Raw genomic sequence first — 16,116 nt, forward strand, 5'->3', positions numbered from 1 at the left:
AAGGAAAATACGGCGCGATCCGCGCCATCTGCTGTTCGCTCAGCAAAAACAAATCACTCATAATAGCCTCCTGCCAGAGGCCATGAATCACAACTTATTCCAAATTAATAGGTCCTGAGCCTAGCTCACGGGGTATTGGTGGATGGACAGTCAGGGCTGCCAACGATTGTATCCAACATGTTCGCGAGGAAAAAGAACTTCCGACAGGAGAGCATCAGCGCTGACATGATTTATGACAAGTACAACGAGCTTCAGCAGCTCTATCTCGACTTCCTTCACGCGATGGACGCTGCCCCGAAGGGGTTTCCTAAGAAATTCGATTTCGGCGCTCCACCCACGGCGAGCTAGCGCTTCCCGGCAAGAGGGGATGTTTATGACGTTGGAGGGCGAAACAGGAATCCTCAATGCTGTCGCATGGCCGAAGGTGTCTGAACGACAGTGCCGGCCCGTGCTCACTGCTTCGAGGGTGGCCATTAGTGGCAAAATCCAGCGAGAGGGAGATGTTGTTCACATCGTGGCTCAACGATTGTTCGACCTTTCCGAAGATTGGGAGAGCCTGAGTGTGAGCTTTCAGCAGGTTGTCCATTCGGTCCTGGCCGAGCAAGCTGAGGTTGTCGAAGCTTCAGTGATTGTTGGAGGACCGAATGAACATCCGCATGAATGCCCGTTTGACGCCGCTGCGTCGAGGGGAGATGGCTCGCGCGGTTTGTTAGGGCCGTCTTTCCAAGGCCCATGCCGCGCGCACCTACGCCGTGACGCTCAAGGTTGTGGGGCGCTGGGTCGAACGGTTCCGGTGCGACGGCCTCGCCGGCATGGCGGATCACTCGTCCCGACCGAATAGGAGCCCGAAACAGATCGCGTCGATGATTGCCGACGAGATCGTCATGCTGCGCCGCCAGCGACTGACGGGCAAACACGTTGCCAGGCAGACCGGGGTGTCGGCGGCCACTGTCAGCCGGGTGCTCAAGCGTGCCGGTCTATCGCGATGGAAGGATATCGAGCCGGCCGAACCGGTGCGTCGTTACGAGCGAGACACGCCCGGCGAGATGATCCACATCGACATCAAGAAACTCGGGCGCTTCGAGCGTATCGGTCATCGCATCACCGGCAACCGCACCGGCCAGTCCAAAAGCCGTGGCATCGGCTGGGAGTTCGTCCATGTCTCGATCGACGACGCCTCGCGCGCCTTCTCGCAGATCGTGCCGGACGAAGGACAAGAGAGCGCCGTTGGGGGGAGTTACCCCCTGACGCATGCGCTTGGAGATGAGTTTGCTCGAGGGAAAGGTACCCCTTGATCCGCGGGAACGGTCAAACGCTGCGTGCCTGCTCGGGATATCTTCATCCCCGATCTGCATAGCGAAGGGTTGAAGATCAAAAGCCGCAACTTTCACTGAGGCGGACGCGGCGTCTCCCATCAAAGGGCTGCATTCCTTCGTTCTCTATGTGTTCACGTTGCCTCTTGGGCTAAATGATCCGGCTAGAGGCGAGAGTCAAGCTATGCAAATGGGGCTTTTGGTGAACAGATTGCCACACCTGATTTTGGTGTGGCGGAACGGTTCAAGCCCATACTGCCACACCTAATATTTCCCATAGGGATATCAGATGCTTGCAGCGCATGCTGGAAGGGGGTGGAGGCCTCGCCGAGAATCGAACTCGGGTGCAAGGATTTGCAGTCCTCTGCGTCACCACTCCGCCACGAGGCCATCCGGTTTGCTATAAAGCGTGTGGTGCCGGGCGTTTAGAACGAATTCCGGCAGGGTGCAAGACCCTAGATTCTGAACTTGCTGCTTTTTTTGTTCTGAACTGCCGTTGCGGGGATTGCCCCGCGATCTTTTCCCCAGCAATGCGGAGAAAGGCGCTATCTCTCCGGCTTGCGCCGGCGGGAGCTTTGTTACAGCCTCGGCAAGCGCCCGTTCAACCTTGTCGGGCCGTCCCTTGATTCCCAATGATTTCCCGCCACATTCGACGGGGCCGGAAGGCCGTAGGGGCCGCCCACGCGAGCGCACGACAAAGGAGAGGTCACCTCTTGAGCAAGATCATTGCCATCACCTGCATTCTGGCAGCCGGCCTGTCACTGGCGAATTGCGCCGGCCGGCCATGCAATGAATGGCCGGGCACCTGCATCATTCAGTGATGGCCTGGGCGCAGCGAGGGCTGGTTGGCGCAGCTTTGTGCCGTCACTGCGCCGGGGCGCCTTCCAGACCGACGAGGGCGATCTTGGCGTAGCCGGCGCCGCGCAGGAGGTTCATCACGTCCATGACGTTGCCATAGTCCACCGCCTTGTCGGCGCGCAGCAGGATGCGGGTGTCCTTGTTGCCTTCCGTCACGGCATCGAGCTCGGGGCCGAAATTGTCGCGGGCGATGGCGCCGTTGCCGATGGAGACCGTCAGGTCCTTCTTCAGCGTCATGAAGACCGGCTTGTCCTCGCGCTTCGTCGGCTGGGCGACGGAGGAGGGCAGGTCGACATTGATGTCGACGGTCGCAAGCGGCGCCGCCACCATGAAGATGATGAGCAGGACCAGCATGACGTCGATGAACGGCGTCACGTTGATCTCGCTGTTCTCCTCCAGGTCGTCGCCGCCGCCTTCCTTGATCTTGCCTGCCATGCGTCACCCGATCTTTACGACGGAGCTGGCGGCGCGCTCGTGCCGGTAGGCAGGCTGGCGCTGGGCGCGGCGCATGTCGAGGTCGCGGCTGGCGAGGCGCTCGATGGCCGCCGAGGCGTCGGCGAGCTTCTGGCGGTAGCCGGTGATGGCGCGGGCGAGGAAGTTGTAGATCACCACGGCCGGGATGGCGGCGACGAGGCCGATGGCGGTGGCGAGCAGCGCCTCGGCAATGCCGGGCGCGACGATGGCGAGGTTCGTCGTCTGCGCCTTCGAGATGCCGATGAACGAGTTCATGATGCCCCAGACCGTTCCGAACAGGCCGACGAAGGGCGCGGTGGAGCCGATGGTGGCGAGAAGCCCGGTGCCCTTGGCGATGCGGCGGCCGGCATGCACCTCCATGCGGGTGAGGCGGGAGGCGATGCGCTCCTTCACGCCGCCGTCCGACACATGGTCGAGCACGGGTTCGGAGACGGCCATTTCCTCGCGGGCGGCGGCCGTCATGCGCGCGGCGACGCCGCGGTTGCGGCCGAGCGCCTGTTCGCCGTCCTCAAGGCCGCGTGCGGCCGAAAGCCGGCGCACGGCCTGGCCGACCGAACGCTGGGCGGCCCCGAGTTCGGCGATCTTGACGAGCAGCACCGTCCAGGTGACCACGGAGGCGAAGGCAAGGCCCATCATCACGCCCTTCACGACGATGTCGGCCGCCATGAACATGCCCCAGGGGGACAGGTCGTGTGGCAGGCCGGCCTGACGCTCGTCGCCGGCGGGTACGCCGTCGTCCAGCGCATCGAGCTCGGTTGCCGCTTCACCGTCCGGCGTCGCCTCGGTTTCTGCGGACGAGGTGGCTGTGGTGTTGGCCGTGCTATCGCCCGCCGTGGGACGCGCGGTCGTTTCCGTCGTCGTGCCGGTCGTCGCGGCCGCACCGCTGTCCGTGCCGGAGCCCGTGGCGGTGCCGGTCGATTGGCCGGCTTCCGTCTGGGTCGAGGGCGTCTCGGCCTGGGCCAGAACGGCGTGCGGGGCGGCGAGCGCCATCAGGATGATCGCGGAGTGCAGTCGAAACCGTTTCGGCACGGCGTAGTCCTCTTGCATGTGTCAGTTCAAACGGTGCCCGTTTCGGACGGCGGGCATGGTGCGGGCGCGTGGCGACCCTAAAACCTGACTGTTCCATACGACATTTTGCGCGCGGCAGGCAATAATATGTTGAGTATTTTATTCATGATAACGCCCGGCCATGGCGTGCCGCGCGGCGGCGGCGGCATCGCACGCGGTTTTTGCGCGCAAGCGGTCGCCGCCTATGGACACCCGCCCCGAAACCGCACTAAGAGGAAGCGACGCATCCGGCATGGCCGGGCCTTTGCGCCGGTCTTCGCCGTCTTACTCCAAGGGCTAGAGATGATTGACTACAAAGCAGCGCGCACGAAGATGGTGGACAACCAGATCCGTACGACGGATGTGACGGCGCTTGAGGTGCTCGACGCCTTCCTGACCGTCGCGCGCGAGGAATTCGTGCCTGCGGCCGTCAAGCCGCTCGCCTATATCGACAACGACATCCAGGTTTCGCCCGGCCGCTACCTCATGGAGCCGTCGCCGCTCGCCAAGCTCATCCAGCTCGCCGAGATCGCGCCGAGCGACGTGGTGCTGGAAGTCGGCTGCGCCACCGGTTACGCCTCGGCGGTCCTCTCGCTGCTCGGCAGCTCGGTCGTGGCGCTGGAAAGCGATGCGGACCTTGCCGCAAGCGCGACGGAAACGCTCGCCCGCCTCGGCTACGACAATGTCGCCGTCGTCACCGGCGGTCTCGAGACAGGCTATGCACCGGAAGCGCCCTATGACGTGGTCTTCGTGCATGGCGCCGTCGAATTCGTGCCGGACGCGCTGTTCGCGCAGCTGCGCGACGGCGGCCGTCTCGTCGTCGTCGAAGGCTACGGCAATGCCTCGCAGGCCCGCCTCTACATCAAGGAAAGCGGCCGCGTCGCCGAGCGCAACGCCTTCAACACGGCGGTCAAGCCGCTGCCGGGCTTCCGCAAGGCCAAGGAATTCGTCTTCTGAGACGGCCCGCCGCGCGGGATTTCGCGAGGCCCGTCGCTTGCGGCGGGCCTTTTCGTTTTCGCAAGCCCTCGGAGCTTGCCCCCAGCCTTCGCCTCCCAGATCTCGGCCCCCCAGACCTCGCCCCCAGACCTCGCCCTTGGCAGGGTAAACAAATCTGTGCATCACTGGTGACACATGATTCGCAGCGATTTAGTTCGCCGTCGAACTCGCCTAGGGTTTTCGGGATGTCCGGCGCGCCTCCTGCGGCAAGTCGCGGACGCCGCAGAGAACGGGGATAGAAATGGCTCAGCCAAATGTAGCGCGTGAACCGTCCATGGATGAAATCCTGGCGTCCATCCGCAAGATCATCGAGAACAACGAGGCGCTGCCGGATCTTGCCGCCGATGGGGGCGAGGACGACGAAGGCTTCGACATCACCACCGACAGCCAGGCCACGCTTCTGGATCACCCCGCCGTGGTCGAGCAGTTCCATGCCGAGGAACAGCGCGCCGCCGTCGTGCAGCCCTTGCCGCGCAGCGAACCCCAGCCGGCCCTGTCGCTGGCGGATGTCGCCGCGCGCGTGCGCGCCGCCTCCGAACGCCACGTCGCCGCCAACCGCGACACCGCCAGCCGTGACGCCATAGAGCGCGAGCCTGTTGCCATCGAGCGCGAGCCCGTCGCCATGGAGCGCGAGTCCATTGCCGTGGAGCCGGTTCAGCGCGAGGAAAGCCCGCTGGTGACGGCGCGCATGGCGGCCAATGCCGGCCGTGTCGAGCCGGTCGAGAAGATCGAGCCGGCGCCTCTGAAGATCGAGGCCGCGCCGCAGACGGCCGAGGCCATCGCGCCCGTGAGCCGCGATATCGCCGCGCTGGTTTCGCCCGCCGTCGGCGAACGCGTCGCGCAGTCCTTCGGCGCGCTGGCCGAGGCCATCGATGCCGGCCCGCGTCGCTCCTTCGACGAGATCGCCGAGGACATGCTGCGCCCGATGCTGCAGGAATGGCTCGACGACAACCTGCCGACGCTCGTCGAGCGGCTGGTGCGCGAAGAAATCGAACGCGTGGCGCGCGGCCCGCGCCGCTGACCGACGCCGCCATTGACGAAAAGATGGTTTGAGCCGCGCCGGGGGCCCCCGGCGCGGCTTTTCTTCTGATATTGTTGACTCCATGCCGGCCATCCGGTTTAGAAAACCCAACCGACAAACAGCAGGCCACGCACGAAAATGCTTGAAAAGAACTATGATTCCGCAGCGGTCGAGCCGCGCATTGCCAAGACGTGGGAAGACGCGGACGCCTTCCGCGCAGGCGAGGGCGCAAAGCCCGGCGCCGAGACCTTCACCATCGTGATCCCGCCGCCGAACGTGACGGGTTCGCTGCATATGGGCCATGCGCTCAACAACACGCTGCAGGACATCATGGTCCGCTTCGAGCGCATGCGCGGCAAGGACGTGCTGTGGCAGCCGGGCATGGACCATGCCGGCATCGCGACCCAGATGGTCGTCGAGCGCAAGCTTGCCGCCGAAAAGCAGCCGAGCCGCCGCGAGATGGGCCGCGAGGCCTTCGTCGAGAAGGTCTGGGAATGGAAGGCCGAATCCGGCGGTCTGATCTTCAACCAGCTGAAGCGCCTCGGCGCGTCCTGCGACTGGTCGCGCGAACGCTTCACCATGGACGAGGGCCTGTCCGAGGCCGTGCTCGAAGTCTTCGTCTCGCTCTACAAGGAAGGCCTGATCTATCGCGGCAAGCGTCTCGTCAACTGGGACCCGAAATTTGAAACGGCGATTTCCGACCTCGAGGTCGAGAACAAGGAAGTCGACGGCCACATGTGGCACTTCAAGTATCCGCTCGCCGACGGGGCCACCTATACCTATGTCGAGAAGGATGCCGACGGAAACGTCGTGCTTCAGGAAGAGCGCGACTATATCTCGATCGCCACCACGCGTCCCGAGACGATGCTGGGCGACGGCGCGGTCGCCGTCCACCCGACGGACGAGCGCTATGCGCCGATCGTCGGCAAGCTCTGCGAGATCCCGGTCGGCCCGAAGGAGCACCGCCGCCTGATCCCGATCATCACCGACGAATATCCGGAAAAGGATTTCGGCTCCGGTGCGGTCAAGATCACCGGCGCGCATGACTTCAACGACTACCAGGTCGCCCGTCGCAACAACATTCCGCTCTACCGCCTGATGGACACGCGCGCCTCCATGCGCGCCGACGGCGAACCCTATGCCGTCTACGCGGCGCAGGCGCTCGCCATCGCCAAGTCCGGCCACGTTCCGAACGAAGCGGAAGTCGACGACATCAACCTCGTGCCCGACGAGTATCGCGGTCTCGACCGCTACGAGGCGCGCAAGCTCATCGTCGAGGCGATCAACGCCGAAGGTCTTGCCGTCACCGTCAAGGATGCCGAGGGCAACGACGTTCCCTATGTCGAGAACAAGAAGGTCATGCAGCCCTTCGGCGACCGCTCCGGCGTCGTCATCGAGCCGATGCTGACCGACCAGTGGTTCGCCGACGCCGCGACGCTGGCCAAGCCCGCCATCGCCTCCGTCCGCGAAGGCCGCACCAACTTCGTTCCGAAGAACTGGGAAAAGACCTATTTCGAATGGATGGAAAACATCGAGCCGTGGTGCATCTCGCGCCAGCTCTGGTGGGGCCACCAGATTCCGGCCTGGTACGGCCCGGACGGGCAGGTCTTCGTCGAAAAGACCGAGGAAGAGGCGCTGCACGCCGCCATCCAGCACTACATCGCCCATGAAGGCCCGTGGAAGGCCTGGGTGGAGGAAAAGCTGGAGAACTTCGCGCCGGGCGAAATCCTGACGCGCGACGAGGACGTGCTGGACACCTGGTTCTCCTCTGCCCTCTGGCCGTTCTCGACGCTCGGCTGGCCGGAGCAGACGAAGGAACTGGAGAAATATTACCAGACCGACGTGCTCGTCACCGGCTTCGACATCATCTTCTTCTGGGTCGCCCGCATGATGATGATGGGCCTGCACTTCATGAAGGATGAGGCCGGCAACCCGGTCGAGCCGTTCCACACCGTCTATGTCCACGCGCTGGTGCGCGACAAGAACGGGCAGAAGATGTCGAAGTCGAAGGGCAACGTCATCGACCCGCTCGAACTGATCGACGAATACGGCGCGGACGCGCTGCGTTTCACGCTGGCCATCATGGCCGCGCAGGGCCGCGACGTGAAGCTCGACCCGGCGCGCATCGCCGGCTACCGCAACTTCGGCACCAAGCTGTGGAACGCCACGCGCTTCGCCGAGATGAACGGCGTGAAGAGCGATCCGCATTTCGTGCCGGAAACGGCCTCGCTGACGATCAACCGCTGGATCCTGACGGAGCTCGCGCGCACCGCCCGCGACGTCACCGAGGCGGTCGAGACCTACCGCTTCAACGATGCTGCCAGCACGCTCTACCGCTTCATCTGGAATCAGTTCTGCGACTGGTATCTCGAACTGCTTAAGCCGGTCTTCAGCGGTGAGGACGAAGCCGCCAAGGCGGAATCGCAGGCCTGCGCCGCCTATGTGCTGGAGGAGACCTACAAGCTCCTGCATCCGTTCATGCCGTTCATGACGGAAGAGCTCTGGGCGCACACGGCCGGCGAGGGCGTCGACCGCGACAGCCTGATCTGCCACGCCGCCTGGCCGTCGCCGGCCTATGCCGACGATGCGGCCGCCGACGAGATCAACTGGCTGGTCGATCTCGTCTCGGGCATCCGCTCGGTCCGCGCGGAAATGAACGTGCCGCCGAGCGCCATGGCGCCGCTCGTCGTCGTGGGCGCCAATGCCCTGACGCAGAAGCGGCTGGCGACGCATGACTCGGCGATCCGCCGTCTTGCCCGCGTCGAGACGATCCGGCTCGAGGATGCGGCGCCCAAGGGCGCGGCGCAGATCGTCGTTGGCGAAGCGACCGCCTGCCTGCCGCTCGGCAGCCTGATCGATCTTTCCGCCGAAAAGGCGCGCCTCGAAAAGGCGATCGACAAGGCGAAGACGGAGGCGGCCCGCATCGAGGGCAAGCTGTCGAACGAAAAGTTCGTCGCCAATGCCAAGCCGGAGGTCGTCGAGGCCGAGCGCGAGCGCATGAGCGAACTCGAACAGCAGCTCGCCAGCCTTGCCGTGGCCTTGACCCGGGTCAGCGAAGCCGGCTGATTCTCTCGATATACACCGCAAAGCCCTGAGAACCGCGCCGGACGCCCCGGCGCGGTTTTCTATTCAAGGGGTGGTTCGCAAAAAATCGGTTGTGGTCAAAATGTGACACGATTGCGGCGCGTTGGAATATCATTCCTGCGGGGCTGCGGATTTCTCTCTATGTTGAGAATTTCATTTCTCTTCGGCGGATTGTTGAGGGTCTTCAGAAAAATCTTACGTAATTTATTCGCCTCCTTCGGGAAATGAGGGGCTAAAACTTGGATTTGCCAAGCCGGCGCGTGTCTTCGATAGTCATGTTCGGAGATGCGCGGGACGGAGGCAGCTGTCGGCCGCGCGAGCCACGCAGGGGAGGACTTTATGCGTAAGAAGAATGTCGGCGTAGGTGCTTTGGCGGCTGTTGCGCTGCTGACGGCGACGTCTGCTCATGCTGGCGGCCTTGAGCGTGCCGGTTACAACATCGATCTGCTGTTCGAGCCCTCGGGCTACGCGATCGAAACGGGCCTGACCTATGTCAACCCGCAGCGCAAGCTGAACAACGTCGTCGACAACCCGGCTGACGGCGGCAATATCAGCGGTCGTCCGAGCCAGGGCATCCGCGCGACGGACAGCTATCTCGTTCCGCGCGTCGGCTTCAAGGCCTCGTTCGGCGATGCCGTCGACTGTATCGCTGATTACTCCGAGCCGTGGGGCGCACACCTCAATCAGGGTGCCGACTGGGCCGGTGCGAACGAAAACATCGAAACCAACCTGAAGAGCCGCAACTACGCGACGACCTGCTCCTATTCCTTCGACATGGGACAGGGCCAGCTGCGTCTGATCGCCGGCGGCTTCTACCAGGAAATTTCCGGCTTCCAGGATCGTCTGGTCAGCACGGCGGTCATTCCGCTCGGCCGTACCGGCATCGGCCATCTGGGCCTCGAAGGCGACGGCTGGGGCTGGCGCGCCGGCGTTGCCTACGAGATCGAGGAATATGCGCTCCGCACGAGCCTCGTCTATAACAGCGCGGTCGATCTCGACAACATCACCGGCACGCTCAACCTGAGCCAGGTCACGGGCGCGGTCATCCCGGTCTTCGGTTCGGCCAGCATGCCGGACTCGCTGGAATTCAAGTTCCAGACCGGCGTCGCGCCGGGCTGGCTGGTCTTCGGTGGCGTCAAGTGGACCGACTGGAGCCAGCTCCAGAGCATCGCATTCTGCCCGGAAGCGACGCGTGCCCTGGCTGCCTGCCGCACGAACAGCCCGACGGAAGCAACGTCCCTCGACCTGCTCTATCGTGATGGCTGGGCCATCACCGGCGGCGTCGGCCACAAGTTCAACGACCAGTGGAGCGGCGCGGTCAGCCTGACCTGGGACCGTGGCGTCAGCACCGGCATGGGCACGCACACCGACACCTGGACGGTCGGCGCGGGCGTTTCCTACGCACCGACCCAGAACGTCGAGTTCCGCCTCGGCGGCGCGCTCGGCATCCTGACGAGCGGCGAGTCCCGTCCGGTCACGATCGACGGCCGCACCTACGGCAACCGCGCGACCTACGATTTCGACACCGATCTCGTCTCCGCGGTCACGACGTCCCTGAAGGTTAAATTCTGATCGGCGGACCTCTTAACGGTCAGAATCGGGCCCGGCGTCATCGCCGGGCCCTTTTTGTTGGTTAACGCTTTCTTGCGCCGGGCCGTGCCTCCTGGGGAAATCACAGCGGGCTGTGAAAAAATGTGACGGAATCGCAACACATTTTTTTCCAGAGTTTGCTACACCCCTAGGCAAGCGTCCAAATGTCCATTTCCCGCCACAAACGGGGCGCAGCGATAGGGGCATGTAGACGCGTGGAACCGCGCCCTAGGGAAACGATGAGCCAGCCGATGTCATTGTCGCCGGAATTGCCGGAAGCCTGCACGAGAGCCGTGTATGTCCGGTCCGGAACAGCGAAGAAGGCGCGGCGCGGAATTGTAAAAGTGATGCCGAAGCCCGAGTTGATGCCGATGAAAGTACTGGTAATGGGCCTTTGCCTGTCGCTGTCCTCCTGGATGGCGCCCCAGGCCCTCGCATTCGATCCTCAGTCCGGCGTCAGCAAGGAAAGCGGTCCGTTCGACCTCTTCAAATTCGGCTTTTCCTCCTACAAGGAGGGCCGCAAGAGCGATGCCGTCGAGGCCTATCGCTACGCGGCGGAAAAGGGCCACACGGCCTCGCGCTGGAAGCTCGCCAATATGTATGCCGATGGCGACGGCGTACAGGAAGACGACCTCGAAGCCTTCAAGATCTACAGCGAGATCGCCCAGGCCGGCGTCGAGCCGGAATCCCAGGACACCAGCTACTTCGCCAATGCGCTGATCTCGCTTGCCAGCTACTACCGTCGCGGCATCCCCAACAGCCCCGTCAAGATCGACCTCACGCAGGCCCGCCAGCTCTATTTCCAGGCCGCGTCCGCCTTCGGCATTCCGGAAGCCCAGTTCCAGCTCGGCCGCATGATGCTGACCGGCGAGGGCGGTTCCGTCAGCGTGCACCAGGCCAAGAAGTGGCTGAACCGCGCGCGCAACAACGGCCATGCCGGCGCCATGGGTCTCTTCGGCAACATCATCTTCCAGGAAGGCGACGTCGCCCGCGGCCTTGCCTTCATGACCGCCGCGCTCGACCATTGCCTGCCCAAGGACTGTGCCTGGCTTCAGGCCACGCAGGAAGAGGCTTTCTCGGTCGCCAGCGAGGAAGAACGCCGTCGCGGCGTCGCGCTGGCGCAAAACATCCGCTTCAGCCCCGGCGATTGAGGCGGGACGGCCGGCCGCTGGCGCGGCGGCCATCCGGACATTCCTTTTGAGAATCCGTGCATTTTTCCTTCCTCGCCCCGCTGATGGGGAGAGGGTGATGGCGCGTGGGTGAGGTTTGTTGCGCCGCTCTGGCTACGCTGCGGCGTAATCCAGCACCGCGACGACCGGCACGTGGTCCGAGGGCTTTTCCCAGTTGCGCACGTGCTTTTCCACCGCCGTCGAGACGAGGCGGTCCGAGGCTTCGGCCGACAGCATGAGATGGTCGATGCGGATGCCGAAATTCTTCGGCCAGCACCCCCCCTGGTAATCCCAGAACGTATAGAGCGGCGTCGCGTCGCTCGAGGCGCGCACGGCATCGGTCAGGCCGAGGTTTTCGAGGCGGCGGAAGGTCTGGCGCGTGGCGGGCAGGTAGAGCGCGTCCCGTTCCCAGACCTTGACGTCCCAGCAGTCGTGCGGCTCGGGAATGACATTGTAGTCGCCGGCAAGGATCAGCGGCTCCTCCAGCGCGAGGCGATCCTCGGCAAAGGCGATGAGCCGGTCCATCCAGGACAGCTTGTAGGGATATTTCACCGGGTCGTCGGCGGGGTTGCCGTTCGGCAGGTACAGCGAGCAGAAGCGGACGACGCCGCCCTCGACGGAAAAGACGCCCTCGATGAAACGCGACTGCTCGTCGCCTTCGTCGCCGGGTAGGCCGCGGTTCACCTCGTCCGGACGGATCTTGGAGAGCAGGGCGACGCCGTTGAAGCCCTTCTGGCCATGCGTCTCGACGTGATAGCCGAGCGCCTCGATCTCGGCGCGCGGAAAGCTCTCGTCGACGGTCTTGATTTCCTGCAGTCCGACGATATCGGGATTGGATTCCTTCAGCCAGGCGACGAGATTGTCGATGCGCGCCCGCACGCCGTTGATGTTCCAGGTGGCAATCTTGATCGGCATGCGGGGGTCCTGTCGGGTTGGGGTCAGATCGAGAAGCTGGTGCCGCAGCCGCAGCTTGCGACGGCGTTCGGGTTCTTGATCTGGAAGGACTGGCCAAGCAGGTTGTCGACGAAATCGATCTCCGACCCGTCCATGTAGACGAGGGAGAGCTGGTCGATCAGCACCGTGGCGTCGTCCTTCTGAAGCACCAGGTCGTCGTCCTGCTGGTCTTCGACGAGGTCGAACTTATAGGAAAAGCCGGAACAGCCGCCGCCTTCGACGGAGACGCGAAGGGCCTGCTTTTCCGGGGCGGAGCCGAGGATCGCCGCGATGCGTCGGGCGGCGGCGTCGGAGATGGTTACGGACTTGTCGGTCATGTCTGCCTCCTGCCGGGGTCAAGATCCGGAGAGAATCGCTTGTCGAACGCGGGTGGCGAATGGATCGCCCATCTTCCGGCCTCAGCGGCGACACTGAAAACAAAATATTGAAAACACTTGTCTTTCAGGCGCAGCTTGCGGCCGGACTTGCCGCTGTGCACACTATAGGTATGAAGGCATTGAGGCCGCGTCAATGGGCGGCGCGAATGCAGGTGACGAATGACGTTTGACAGACATGCGCTGGGTTTCGGCGCGGGGCAGCGCGCCATCTATGCTTCCGACCCCTGGGCGACCCGCGGGCGGCTCTTCCCGGAGCCGGAAAGCCTCACGCGTTCCGATTTCCAGCGCGACCGCGACCGCATCGTGCACACCACCGCCTTCCGCCGCCTGAAGCACAAGACGCAGGTCTTCATCGCCGCCGATGGCGACCATTACCGCACGCGCCTGACCCATACGATCGAGGTGGCGCAGATCGCCCGGGCGCTCGCCCGCGCCCTGAAACTCGACGAGGACCTCGCCGAAGGCGTCGCGCTGGTGCACGATTTCGGCCACACGCCCTTCGGCCATACCGGCGAGGACGCGCTGCACGAGGTGCTGGAGCCCTTCGGCGGCTTCGACCACAATGCCCAGTCGCTGCGCATCGTCACCAAGCTGGAACGGCGCTACGCCGAATTCGACGGGCTGAACCTCACCTGGGAGAGCCTGGAAGGCCTCGTCAAGCACAACGGCCCGCTGATCGGCCCGACGGGCGAATGCACCGAGGGCGACGACGTGCCCCGGCCGATCCTCGAATATTGCGCCCTTCACGACCTGGAACTCGGCAGCTTCGCCAGCATGGAGGCGCAGGTCGCGGCCATCGCCGACGACATCGCCTACAACACCCATGACATCGACGACGGCCTGCGCTCCGGCTACCTGACCTTCGAGATGCTGGAGGAGGTGCCGTTCCTGGCAAAGCTGATGCGCGGCGTGCACGAGCGCTATCCGGGCCTCGAAGCCTCGCGCTTCACCCATGAGATCATGCGCCGGCAGATCACCGCCATGGTGGAGGACGTCATCGGCTATGCCCAGCAGGCGATCCGCGACGAGCGGCCGGAAAGCGCCGACGACGTGCGCAAGGCGCATCGCTGCCTGGCGACCTTCTCCGAGGCGATGTCGGTGACGGACAAGCAGATCAAGAAGCTGCTGTTCTCGCGCATCTACCGCCATCCCGAGGTCATGCGGGTGAGGGCCAATGCTGCCTCCATCCTGACGGACCTCTACCACGCCTATATGGACGACCCGCAGCTGATGCAGGGGCACTATTGGGTGGACCGCATCGCCACCATGCCGGAATCGGCGCGCGCCCGTCATGTCGGCGACTATCTCGCCGGAATGACCGACAACTACGCGATCAACACCCACCGGCGGCTGTTTGACCATACTCCGGAATTGCGATAGTCAGCCGCGCACCTGAACTTCTTCGCAGAAAATGCCCGCAACGGGCGGCTGCGTGCGGATGGATGAGATGAACCTTTTTACAGACTTCGACAACAGAATCAAAAACGTACTCGAAGGACTTGAGGTCGTGCGTGAAAAGCGCGCCGAGCTCGATTTCGGCCGCATCAGCGTCGAACCGCCGCGCGATGCGAGCCATGGCGACGTCGCGACCAACGCGGCGATGGTTCTCGCCAAGCCGCTTGGCCTCAATCCCCGCGCGCTCGCCGACCTCATCGTCGCCGAGCTGAAGAACGATCCCGAGGTCGCCGAGGTCAGCGTCGCCGGCCCCGGCTTCATCAATGTGCGCCTCGCCGTGCCCTATTGGCAGAAGCTGCTTGCCGCCATGGTCGAGGCCGGCACGGATTACGGCCGCGGTTCGCTCGGCGCCGGCCGCAAGGTCAATGTGGAATATGTCTCGGCCAACCCGACCGGCCCGATGCATGTCGGCCATTGCCGCGGCGCCGTCGTCGGCGACGCGCTCGCCAACCTGCTCGCCTTCGCCGGCTATGCCGTGACCAAGGAATATTACATCAACGACGCGGGCTCGCAGATCGACGTGCTCGCGCGCTCGGCCTTCCTGCGCTACCGCGAGGCGCTGGGCGAGGCGATCGGCGACATCCCGTCGGGCCTCTATCCGGGCGACTATCTCGTTCCGGTCGGCGAGGCGCTGGCCGCCGAACATGGCACGTCGCTGCGCGCCATGACCGAGCAGCAGTGGATGCCCATCGTCAAGGAAAAGACCATCGCCATGATGATGGCGATGATCCGCGACGATCTCGCCGCCCTCAACGTCAACCATGACGTCTTCTTCTCCGAGCGCTCGCTGCATGCCGGCAACGGCGCGCCGATCCGCACCGCCATCAACGACCTGACCTTCAAGGGCCATGTCTACAAGGGCGTGCTGCCGCCGCCGAAGGGCCAGCTTCCGGAAGACTGGGAAGACCGCGAGCAGACGCTGTTCCGCTCGACGGAAGTGGGGGACGATATCGACCGCCCGCTGATCAAGTCGGACGGCTCCTATACCTATTTCGCGGCCGACGTCGCCTACTTCAAGGACAAGTTCGACCGCGGCTTCGACGAGATGATCTATGTGCTTGGCGCCGACCATGGCGGCTACGTCAAGCGCCTGGAGGCCGTCGCGCGCGCCGTCTCCGAAGGCAAGGCGAAGCTGACGGTCCTGCTGTGCCAGCTCGTCAAGCTCTATCGCAACGGCGAGCCGGTGAAGATGTCGAAGCGCTCCGGCGACTTCGTCACGCTGCGCGACGTGGTCGAGGAGGTCGGCCGCGACTCGGTGCGCTTCATGATGCTCTACCGCAAGAATAGCGAGCCGCTCGACTTCGACTTCGCCAAGGTCACGGAACAGTCCAAGGACAATCCGGTGTTCTACGTGCAGTATGCCCATGCGCGCTGCATGTCCGTCTTCCGTCAGGCCGCCGAGGCCTTCCCGGGTCTCGACATCGCCGCGCTCGATCTGGCCGGCGCGATTGCCGGCAATATCGAGGATCCGAGCGAGTTGCAGCTTCTGGCCAAGCTTGCCGAATATCCCCGTGTCGTCGAGGGCGCTGCACTGGCGCAGGAGCCGCATCGCATCGCGTTTTACCTCTATGATCTTGCCAGCGCATTCCATGGACACTGGAATAAAGGTAAAGAGCAGCCGGAATTACGGTTTGTTAACGATAAAAATAGAGAATTGACCATCGCCAGACTTGGGCTGGTGCACGCTGTCGCGTCTGTTCTTAAGTCGGGCCTGTCCATTACAGGCACCGCAGCACCGGACGAAATGCGATAACGTCACCATTTGCCCACAATAAGCT

12 protein-coding genes, 1 tRNA gene and 1 pseudogene are annotated in these 16,116 nt (G+C 63.8%); 9 read left to right on the top strand and 5 right to left on the bottom strand.

Annotated features, from left to right (window positions below; translation table 11 throughout):
- Positions 1–225: 225 nt before the first annotated feature.
- Positions 226–348, top strand: a complete 123-nt coding sequence (locus V8U06_RS25695; protein WP_427143099.1) for a hypothetical protein — start codon at positions 226–228, stop codon at positions 346–348.
- Between the two features lie 296 nt (positions 349–644).
- A pseudogene (locus V8U06_RS25700) lies at positions 645–1,229 on the top strand (leucine zipper domain-containing protein); the annotation flags it as partial.
- A 400-nt stretch (positions 1,230–1,629) separates the two neighbouring features.
- On the opposite strand, the gene V8U06_RS25705 reads toward V8U06_RS25700, so the two are convergent.
- The 3 genes from V8U06_RS25705 to exbB form a co-directional block, all read right to left on the bottom strand.
- A tRNA-Cys gene (locus V8U06_RS25705) sits at positions 1,630–1,703 on the bottom strand.
- A 474-nt stretch (positions 1,704–2,177) separates the two neighbouring features.
- The gene (gene exbD, locus V8U06_RS25710; RefSeq protein WP_427143100.1) at positions 2,178–2,606 is read right to left on the bottom strand and encodes a TonB system transport protein ExbD; all 429 of its coding nucleotides are present in this window, start codon (positions 2,604–2,606) and stop codon (positions 2,178–2,180) included.
- 3 nt (positions 2,607–2,609) lie between these two features.
- A complete protein-coding gene (gene exbB / locus V8U06_RS25715; RefSeq protein ID WP_427143101.1) occupies positions 2,610–3,692 on the bottom strand; it encodes a tonB-system energizer ExbB in 1,083 nt (360 codons plus the stop codon).
- 306 nt (positions 3,693–3,998) lie between these two features.
- Here exbB and V8U06_RS25720 point away from each other — a divergent pair, with 306 nt between their 5' ends.
- From V8U06_RS25720 to exoR, 5 genes are all read left to right on the top strand, one after another.
- Positions 3,999–4,649 carry a protein-L-isoaspartate O-methyltransferase family protein gene (locus V8U06_RS25720; protein ID WP_427143140.1) on the top strand — a complete coding sequence of 217 codons (651 nt, stop codon included), beginning with the start codon at positions 3,999–4,001 and terminating at the stop codon, positions 4,647–4,649.
- Positions 4,650–4,929: 280 nt separating this feature from the next.
- The gene (locus V8U06_RS25725) at positions 4,930–5,709 is read left to right on the top strand and encodes a DUF2497 domain-containing protein (RefSeq protein ID WP_427143102.1); all 780 of its coding nucleotides are present in this window, start codon (positions 4,930–4,932) and stop codon (positions 5,707–5,709) included.
- 138 nt (positions 5,710–5,847) lie between these two features.
- On the top strand, positions 5,848–8,775 hold the full coding sequence (locus V8U06_RS25730) for a valine--tRNA ligase (RefSeq protein ID WP_427143103.1): 2,928 nt from the start codon (positions 5,848–5,850) through the stop codon (positions 8,773–8,775).
- A 357-nt stretch (positions 8,776–9,132) separates the two neighbouring features.
- Complete coding sequence (locus V8U06_RS25735; protein WP_226919291.1) at positions 9,133–10,365, top strand: OmpP1/FadL family transporter; 1,233 nt, start codon at positions 9,133–9,135, stop codon at positions 10,363–10,365.
- A gap of 365 nt (positions 10,366–10,730) precedes the next feature.
- Complete coding sequence (gene exoR / locus V8U06_RS25740; protein ID WP_427143141.1) at positions 10,731–11,534, top strand: exopolysaccharide production regulator ExoR; 804 nt, start codon at positions 10,731–10,733, stop codon at positions 11,532–11,534.
- A gap of 132 nt (positions 11,535–11,666) precedes the next feature.
- Here the strand turns inward: exoR and xth are convergent, their stop codons facing one another.
- Together xth and erpA are read right to left on the bottom strand one after the other, a co-directional pair.
- Entirely contained in the window at positions 11,667–12,461 is a 795-nt protein-coding gene (xth, locus tag V8U06_RS25745) for an exodeoxyribonuclease III (protein ID WP_427143142.1), read from the bottom strand.
- 29 nt (positions 12,462–12,490) lie between these two features.
- A complete protein-coding gene (gene erpA, locus V8U06_RS25750; protein WP_226919289.1) occupies positions 12,491–12,823 on the bottom strand; it encodes an iron-sulfur cluster insertion protein ErpA in 333 nt (110 codons plus the stop codon).
- Between the two features lie 219 nt (positions 12,824–13,042).
- On the opposite strand from erpA, the gene V8U06_RS25755 reads away from it, so the two are divergent.
- Positions 13,043–14,263 (top strand): deoxyguanosinetriphosphate triphosphohydrolase, encoded by a 1,221-nt coding sequence (locus tag V8U06_RS25755; RefSeq protein WP_427143104.1) that lies wholly within the window; start codon positions 13,043–13,045, stop codon positions 14,261–14,263.
- Positions 14,264–14,330: 67 nt separating this feature from the next.
- Entirely contained in the window at positions 14,331–16,091 is a 1,761-nt protein-coding gene (gene argS, locus V8U06_RS25760; protein WP_427143105.1) for an arginine--tRNA ligase, read from the top strand.
- Positions 16,092–16,116: the final 25 nt, after the last annotated feature.

The sequence above is a fragment of the Shinella sp. G-2 genome, from assembly GCF_050172695.1.
GTDB lineage: Bacteria > Pseudomonadota > Alphaproteobacteria > Rhizobiales > Rhizobiaceae > Shinella.

What these genes read in the sequence shown, in the direction of transcription:
- erpA (WP_226919289.1), bottom strand. Translation starts at nt 12,823, where the DNA reads ATGACCGACAAGTCCGTAACCATCTCCGACGCCGCCGCCCGACGCATC.
- exbB (WP_427143101.1), bottom strand. Translation starts at nt 3,692, where the DNA reads ATGCAAGAGGACTACGCCGTGCCGAAACGGTTTCGACTGCACTCCGCG.
- argS (WP_427143105.1), top strand. Translation starts at nt 14,331, where the DNA reads ATGAACCTTTTTACAGACTTCGACAACAGAATCAAAAACGTACTCGAA.
- exoR (WP_427143141.1), top strand. Translation starts at nt 10,731, where the DNA reads ATGCCGAAGCCCGAGTTGATGCCGATGAAAGTACTGGTAATGGGCCTT.
- V8U06_RS25735 (WP_226919291.1), top strand. Translation starts at nt 9,133, where the DNA reads ATGCGTAAGAAGAATGTCGGCGTAGGTGCTTTGGCGGCTGTTGCGCTG.
- V8U06_RS25725 (WP_427143102.1), top strand. Translation starts at nt 4,930, where the DNA reads ATGGCTCAGCCAAATGTAGCGCGTGAACCGTCCATGGATGAAATCCTG.
- V8U06_RS25695 (WP_427143099.1), top strand. Translation starts at nt 226, where the DNA reads ATGATTTATGACAAGTACAACGAGCTTCAGCAGCTCTATCTCGACTTC.
- V8U06_RS25755 (WP_427143104.1), top strand. Translation starts at nt 13,043, where the DNA reads ATGACGTTTGACAGACATGCGCTGGGTTTCGGCGCGGGGCAGCGCGCC.
- exbD (WP_427143100.1), bottom strand. Translation starts at nt 2,606, where the DNA reads ATGGCAGGCAAGATCAAGGAAGGCGGCGGCGACGACCTGGAGGAGAAC.
- V8U06_RS25730 (WP_427143103.1), top strand. Translation starts at nt 5,848, where the DNA reads ATGCTTGAAAAGAACTATGATTCCGCAGCGGTCGAGCCGCGCATTGCC.